Raw genomic sequence first — 7,144 nt, 5'->3', positions numbered from 1 at the left:
AGCATGCGGCCGACCTTCTCCTTCTTGTTCTTCACCGAGTTCAGGTAGCTGCCCTTGGTCAGCGTGCCCGAATAGATGCGGGTGAAGGTCAGCGAACCGACGAAGGGGTCGTTCATGATCTTGAACGCGAGCGCCGAGAACGGCGCGTCGTCCGAAGTCGCACGGCTGTCGGGCTCATCCGTATCCGGGTTGATGCCCTGCACGTCCTCGATGTCGAGCGGCGAAGGCAGGTAGTCGACAACGGCGTCGAGCAGGGGCTGCACGCCCTTGTTCTTGAACGCCGAGCCGCACAGCACGGGCACGAACGACTGGTTGAGCGTGCCCTTGCGGATCAGCGCCTTGAGGGTCGCCACGTCGGGCTCGTTGCCCTCGAGATAGGCTTCCATTGCATCGTCGTCCTGCTCGACAGCGAGCTCGACGAGCGTGTTGCGGTATTCCGCTGCCTCATCGGCCATGTCAGCCGGGATTTCCTCATAGAAGAACTCGGCGCCGAGGCTCTCGTCCTTCCAGATGATCGCGCGCTGCTCGACCAGGTCCACGAGGCCCTTGAAATCGCTTTCCGCGCCAATCGGCAGGTAGAGCACCGCGGGCTTCGCACCGAGACGGTCGATGATCGTCTGCACGCAGTACTTGAAGTTCGCGCCGGTGCGGTCGAGCTTGTTGATGAAGCACATGCGCGGCACGCCGTACTTGTCAGCCTGGCGCCACACGGTCTCCGACTGCGGCTCGACGCCCGCAACGCCGTCGAACGCGGCAACCGCGCCGTCGAGCACGCGCAGCGAACGCTCGACTTCGATGGTGAAGTCCACGTGGCCCGGGGTGTCGATGATGTTCAGGCGGTGATCCTGCCAGAAGCAGGTCGTCGCGGCCGAGGTGATCGTGATGCCGCGTTCCTGCTCCTGCTCCATCCAGTCCATGGTCGCAGCGCCGTCGTGGACTTCGCCGATCTTGTAGGACTTGCCGGTGTAGTAGAGGATACGCTCGGTCGTCGTGGTCTTGCCGGCGTCGATATGCGCCATGATGCCAAAATTGCGATAGCGCTCGAGCGGATGGCTGCGGGCCATGGGAGGGTTCCTTGGAAGCTGGAGGGACCGAAGGGATTCGGCCCGCCCCATAGTGTGCTTAGCGTGACCGTTTCAAGACGGCTGCCTGATCAGTTTGTGACCAACCGGCAGCCGGCCTGAACGAACCTTACCAGCGGTAGTGGCTGAAGGCGCGGTTGGCGTCGGCCATGCGGTGCGTGTCTTCGCGCTTCTTCACCGCATTGCCGCGGTTGTTGGCAGCGTCGAGCAGCTCGGCCGAAAGGCGCGCCGACATGGTGGTTTCGCTGCGGTTGCGCGCAGCGGTGATCAGCCAGCGGATCGCGAGCGCCTGGGCACGCTCGGCACGCACTTCGACGGGGACCTGGTAGGTCGCACCACCGACGCGGCGGCTGCGGACTTCGATCTGCGGTTTCACGTTGTTGAGCGCATCGTGGAACAGCTGCAGCGGGTCCGCCTTGGCGCGGGTCTGCATGGTTTCCATGGCACCGTAGACGATGCTTTCGGCGACCGACTTCTTACCGTCGAGCATGAGGTTGTTCATGAACTTCGACAGGATCTGATCGTTGAACTTCGGATCCGGCAGGATCTCCCGCTTTTCGGGACGACGACGACGAGACATATTGCGTACTCCTTCGGAACGCGGCCAGCCCAGCCGGGCCTGCCCTGCGGTTCCGATCCCAGATGAAACTTACTTCGGACGCTTGGCGCCGTACTTCGAACGCGACTGCTTGCGGTCCTTGACACCCTGGGTATCGAGAACGCCGCGCAGCACGTGGTAGCGCACGCCCGGAAGGTCGCGCACACGGCCGCCGCGGATGAGCACGACCGAGTGCTCCTGCAGGTTGTGGCCTTCGCCCGGGATGTACGAAATCACTTCGCGGCTGTTGGTCAGGCGGATCTTGGCCACCTTGCGCAGTGCCGAGTTCGGCTTCTTCGGGGTCGTCGTGCAGACGCGGGTGCAGACGCCGCGCTTCTGCGGGTTCTGCTCCATCGCAGGGACCTTCGACTTGGTCTTCTGCGGTTCGCGGCCCTTGCGGACCAGCTGGTTGATCGTAGGCATGAAGGACTCTTCACCTTGGTTGCGGGCGCGGCAAGAACCAGGTGAAGCTTTGCGGAATATCTCATCCAGCATCGGGCAAGGCCGGTGAAGCCTCGCGCCGGGGCGCTGCATGAGCCGAAAACGCTCCACCCGGGGCAAGTCGCCACCGGGTTACTTTGACGGCTGACGGCGAGGACCGGTCCAGACCCCGATTCGGAAGACTGGACCAAACACAAGAGGGACCCACGAATGACGGCCAAAACCGCCTTCGAGGCCCCACTTGCCGCGCACCGGCAATGTTCAGCTCTGATGAACCGACTGGCCGATGGCCGTTCGGGACGCCGCGCCCTTAGGCCGGAACCGCCCGCCGGTCAAGCATCAAGCCGCCGGCGGGCAGGATCAGCCTGCGCTATTCCGCTGCCTCCGCAAGCGGGACGCCACGGCGGATGATGGACCCGACCGAGTGATCGAGCATGGCCAGCGCCACGTGCAGCCAATCGTCCATCGCGGCAAGTCCCCGCGCGGAAAGCCGCACGAACGTCCGCCTTCCGTCGCGCCCGTCCTCTTCGCGCTCGACCAGCCCGCGTGCCTCGAGGATGCGCAGCCAGCGCAGCGCTGTCGTCGGCGGGACATTGGCCCCGATGCAGGCGCTGGTGGTCGGTACCGGGCGGCCTTCACGCGTGGCAACGTAGAGATCGAGCAGGATGTCCCACGTCGGTTCCCCGAACAGGTCGCCGGGCAAGTGGCGATCACGGCGGCGACGGATCGCGTACATCTCGCGGGCAAAGGCGAGCAGGGCTTCAGGCGTGATCCGCGCGGAGGACTCATGCAGGCCTGCGGCGAGCGATGCGGTCACTTCCGGCCCCGGTGCGCGTCCGGCTTCGCCGAGCGGATCCTGCGCGGCCATGGCCTCGGCAAGAACGGCGGGGCTGGCGCGGCGCAGGGCAGCCCTGCGGCGACCGCGCTCATGGCGGCGAACGAGGTGTCCGCTCATACGAGCCGCCACGAGTGATAGCGGCCAATACGGCGCTGGCGCTCGACATGCGCCCCCGTGCCGATTGCCAGCACGACCAGCTGGAACAGAAAAGGCATTTGCGTCATCGTCCAATAGGCTCGGCGGACCATGTCCACGTCCCAGAGCTTTGCGACATGGCCGAGCACGACAAGCACCTGTGAGGCAGAGACCCACAGCGGCCAGCCGCGATTGGCATAAAGCGCAACCCAGAGCAGGGAAAAGAAGGCCCAGGTATCGATCACCAGGTGTCCCGGGTTGACCGTGTACCAGGCCGGATCGCCGAACAGCATATGATTACCCACATCCAACACGAATGTGGAGAGCAGCACCGTCGCCACCAGCTTTTCGGGTTCGTCTCCCTTGCGGGCCGCGAACAGCACGGTGGCGATCAGGGCTAAGCGAAGAATCCAGAGCCAGATCATGGCAGTTCAGGATCCCGAGCATCTGGACCGAACCGACATCACGCCGCCTGAGCCGCAACCGCCATGCCAGCCGCTGCAGCTTCGGCGTCTTCGAGCCGCGCAGACGGCGGACAGGCATCGTTGCCACCGCAGGTTTCGACGGCGATCGTGCTCAGGCGGCCGTGCACACGGGCCAGTTCACCGCCCGCGTCGAGCATGGCCTGCTGGCTCTTGAGCAGCCGCATCAGGGCATCCTGGCCAAGGAACGGAGCAACGCCGGTACCGCGGCGAGCGCCGAGCATCGTCTGCAGCAACTGTGCCTGAAGCAGCAGCGCTTCGTCCAGTGCGGCTTCGGCCTGCTGCAGATCGCGGGCAATCCGCAGCTGCGCGACCGAAAGCGGCATCTCAGGCGTACTCTGGGTAGGAAATGCAGTCATCACTTTCTCTCCGAGCCTGGAGCCCACCTGCGGGCCCACGTCTGCCAACAAGGTGGAGAGGTTCGCGCCGGATCAGTGGGCGATGATCTGCGACAACTGCGCAAACATCGCGAGACCGCCCATGACGATCAGGATCAGGAACATCGCGAAGATCGCAATCGTCCCAAGCCGGATATAGGTCCCGTAAGGCCCGTCGAACATCTCCGGGAGGACGTGATGGTAAGGTTCGGCCAATGCCTCACCGCTCTGGACCGCAACCTTCGCCAGTGCTTCCTTGCGGTCAGGCGGGCTTTCGAGCCAGTCCACCTTGTCTTCCCGCATCGGTTCCTGCAGGTCATCAAGTGGCGGCGCTACGTCGGAAAAGTCATATACGGATCGTTCGTATACGGCCGCGACAGTGGCGGGAGTTGCCACCAGACGGCGATAGGCCTGCGCCACCTCGCTGCGCGTCGCGACGCCCAGCTTGGCACGCGCCAGCAGGATGCGTTGATCGACGGTGTGGTGCGAGATACCGAGGATGCGCGAAATCTCTTTCGAGGTCTTGTGTTCGATGAGGAGATCGAGAACGGCACGCTGCTTGTCGGTCAAGGATGCCAGGATGTCTTCGCGAATCTCCAAGTCGGCCGACTCGGAACGCGGTGAACCAGCTTGGTCCGGACGGGCGTAGGCAGGCGCCAAATATGCCGAGTCGTCCGCACCCGGCGGGCGCGGCGATGCGACTCTATGTTCCGACTTGCCCATGTTTTCTTGTCACGACCCTGAAATCGCCAATCCGGCAGCAAAAATGGATTAATACCGGCTTGACCGCAAGAAGAACTCAACCGCAACGCCAATATGCTGGGCAAACCCGGCGCACCTGACATTGCCGACACGTGCAAAAAAACATAACCTTCACTAACGTAGGTTAAATGAGCTATTAACCGGGGAATAGGGATAACATGCGGCCGAGGATGTTCGCACGGCGAACCGGAAAGGTTCTGGCGACCAGTCGGGCGGCCATGGCCCTCGTGTTTCTTGTCTCGCTCGCCCTCGATCCATCAGCACCGGAGCGGAGCAATGTAGCCATTTATTCCATGCTTGTTGCCTACCTTGCTGGCGCTGCGGTGATGATCATGATCGCCTGGCGCAGCTGGTGGTGGGAATTCCGCCTTGCCCCCTGGGTCCACGGTATCGATACGCTTGCCTTCGTGCTCGCGGTCTACCTTTCCGAGGCGGACAAGGCCGATTTCAACAGTCCGTTCATGGCGCTCACCGCCTTTCTACTGATCAGCGCCACCTTGCGCTGGGGCTGGTTCGCGGTGGCCTGGACATCGGTCGCGCTGGTCACCCTCAACGTGCTGATCGGCACGGGCATGTTCATCGCCGGGATGCCGATTGATCTCTACCGCTACGGGCGGCGGCTGATGTATCTCGGCGTACTCTCGATCATGATGGTCTGGTTGAGCGGCGAACAGCGCGGGCCGCGCGCGACCGCGATGCCGCGCACGCCGGGCACGCCGGGTGAGCGGCGCAATGCCATTCTGGTCGAGACACTGACCTTCGCGCGGGTTGCGCTGCAGGCGCGCGGTGCCGCGATCGCGGTGCCGCACGGCGAGGAGCCCTGGACCGAATTGCTGCGCGATTCCGGCTATGCGGTTGTTTTGGACAGGCTTGGGCCCGAAGCACTTGAAGGCAGCTTCGGGGAGCCAGACCGTGCCGCCCTGATCGATCGCAAGCGCGGACGGCGGATCATCAGCCGGCCCAGTTCCTATCCGCTGGCCATCCCCGGTCCGGTCAATGCGCCGCTTGCCGCACATTGCGGGATCGAGGAAGCGATGATCGTCACGTTCGAGACGGCGGCCGGCCCCGGCCAGCTGCTGATCTGGGGCATCCCGGACATGTGCGTTGACGACCTGCCACTCGTCGAGGCGATCGGCCGCCACCTGAGCACCGAGCTGGACCGCGAGGATCTGGCCGAGCTGGCCCAGGCCGCCTCGGCCGCGGCGCTGCGCGATGCGCTGGCGCGCGACCTCCATGACAGTGTCGCCCAGTTCCTCGCCGGCACCCTGTTCCGGCTTGAGGCCCTTTCGCGCTGGATCCGCGAGGGACATGATCCGACGGCCGAGATCAACGACCTCAAGGCCGCGCTGCGGCGCGAACAGGGCGAGCTGCGCGCTATGATCCAGCGGCTGCGGCGCGGTGAGGAAGGCGACCGGCGCACCGACCTTGTCGAGGAGATGGAAACCCTGCTCGGTGAGATGAGCCAGCATTGGCAGATCGCCGTGCGGCTCGACGCGCAGGTTCGGCCAATGCCGGTCTCGATCGGTCTTGCCCACGAGTTGCGACAGGTGCTGCGCGAAGCGGTCGCCAATGCCGCACGCCACGGCAGCTGCCAGGAAGTGATCGTCGCCGTCGGCACCGGAGGGCCGGGACTGACCCTGCGCATCGCCGACGACGGCGAAGGCTTCCCAGCCGACCGGCCTTTGCCCCGTCCGCGATCAATCAGCGAACGGGTCGAGGCTCTGGGCGGAACGCTTTCAATCTGCCATAATCACCCCGGCGCGTTGCTCGACATTGCCTTGCCCAATAGGATTGCCTGATGATTCCCGTTCTTGTTGCCGATGATCACGGCTTCATTCGCGCCGGTGTGGAAGCCGTGCTGCGCGGCAGCCGTTTCCAGGTGGTTGCCGCCACCGCGAGCGGCGAGGAAACCCTTGCCGCCATCGCCACCCATGATCCCGCGATCGTGCTGCTCGATATCAACATGCCGGGCATGAACGGGGTTCAGGCGCTCGAAGCCCTGCGCTCAAGGGGGGACAAGCGCGCGGTGGTGCTGTTGACGGCCGGAATCAACGACCGCCAGCTGCTCGCCGTGATGCGCGCGGGTGTCGAAGGCATCGTTTACAAGGATGGTGCCGAGGGCGGCCTCGTCGAGGTGCTCGACAAAGTACAGGCGGGCGGGAAGGCTATCGACGCCGCCCTGCTGCAGCGCGCGCTAGACCTGTCGCTCAGCGCGGACAACGGCGGGCCGCTCGAGCGGCTCAACCAGCGCGAGCGGCGCATCGCCCGGCTGGTCGCACGCGGCATGCGCAACCGCGATATCGGTGCGGAGCTGGGCATCGGCGAAGGTACCGTGAAAGTCTATCTCCACGCGATGTACCAGAAGCTGGGCATCGAGAACCGCACCGAGCTGGCCTTGCTCGCCGTGAACGATCCGGGCGAGTAGGTTC

9 protein-coding genes are annotated in these 7,144 nt (G+C 64.5%); 2 read left to right on the top strand and 7 right to left on the bottom strand.

The genetic code is table 11. From position 1 onward, the window contains the following. The 7 genes from K5Q19_RS18570 to K5Q19_RS18540 all read right to left on the bottom strand — a co-directional run. On the bottom strand, positions 1–1,064 hold a 1,064-nt coding region (locus K5Q19_RS18570), incomplete at its 3' end, for a GTP-binding protein (protein WP_292948315.1). A 127-nt stretch (positions 1,065–1,191) separates the two neighbouring features. Continuing rightward, positions 1,192–1,662, bottom strand: a complete 471-nt coding sequence (rpsG, locus tag K5Q19_RS18565) for a 30S ribosomal protein S7 (RefSeq protein ID WP_292948313.1) — start codon at positions 1,660–1,662, stop codon at positions 1,192–1,194. 69 nt (positions 1,663–1,731) lie between these two features. Then, positions 1,732–2,103 carry a 30S ribosomal protein S12 gene (gene rpsL / locus K5Q19_RS18560; protein WP_292948311.1) on the bottom strand — a complete coding sequence of 124 codons (372 nt, stop codon included), beginning with the start codon at positions 2,101–2,103 and terminating at the stop codon, positions 1,732–1,734. A gap of 388 nt (positions 2,104–2,491) precedes the next feature. Continuing rightward, complete coding sequence (locus tag K5Q19_RS18555; protein ID WP_292948310.1) at positions 2,492–3,076, bottom strand: winged helix DNA-binding protein; 585 nt, start codon at positions 3,074–3,076, stop codon at positions 2,492–2,494. Beyond that, positions 3,073–3,519, bottom strand: coding sequence for a hypothetical protein (locus tag K5Q19_RS18550; RefSeq protein WP_292948309.1), 447 nt, complete (start codon positions 3,517–3,519; stop codon positions 3,073–3,075). The genes K5Q19_RS18555 and K5Q19_RS18550 overlap by 4 nt, the downstream gene beginning before the upstream one ends. A gap of 38 nt (positions 3,520–3,557) precedes the next feature. Further along, positions 3,558–3,935, bottom strand: coding sequence for a hypothetical protein (locus K5Q19_RS18545; RefSeq protein ID WP_292948308.1), 378 nt, complete (start codon positions 3,933–3,935; stop codon positions 3,558–3,560). 72 nt (positions 3,936–4,007) lie between these two features. Beyond that, positions 4,008–4,676 carry a sigma factor-like helix-turn-helix DNA-binding protein gene (locus K5Q19_RS18540; RefSeq protein ID WP_292948307.1) on the bottom strand — a complete coding sequence of 223 codons (669 nt, stop codon included), beginning with the start codon at positions 4,674–4,676 and terminating at the stop codon, positions 4,008–4,010. Between the two features lie 257 nt (positions 4,677–4,933). Here K5Q19_RS18540 and K5Q19_RS18535 point away from each other — a divergent pair, with 257 nt between their 5' ends. After that, positions 4,934–6,514, top strand: a complete 1,581-nt coding sequence (locus tag K5Q19_RS18535) for a histidine kinase (protein ID WP_292948306.1) — start codon at positions 4,934–4,936, stop codon at positions 6,512–6,514. After that, a complete protein-coding gene (locus K5Q19_RS18530) occupies positions 6,514–7,140 on the top strand; it encodes a response regulator transcription factor (RefSeq protein WP_292948304.1) in 627 nt (208 codons plus the stop codon). Before K5Q19_RS18535 ends, K5Q19_RS18530 begins: the two co-directional genes overlap by 1 nt. Positions 7,141–7,144: the final 4 nt, after the last annotated feature.

Source organism: Novosphingobium sp., from assembly GCF_019748365.1.
In the GTDB taxonomy this organism is placed as follows: Bacteria; Pseudomonadota; Alphaproteobacteria; order Sphingomonadales; family Sphingomonadaceae; genus Novosphingobium.
This window is presented reverse-complemented; position numbering and strand designations above follow the sequence as displayed.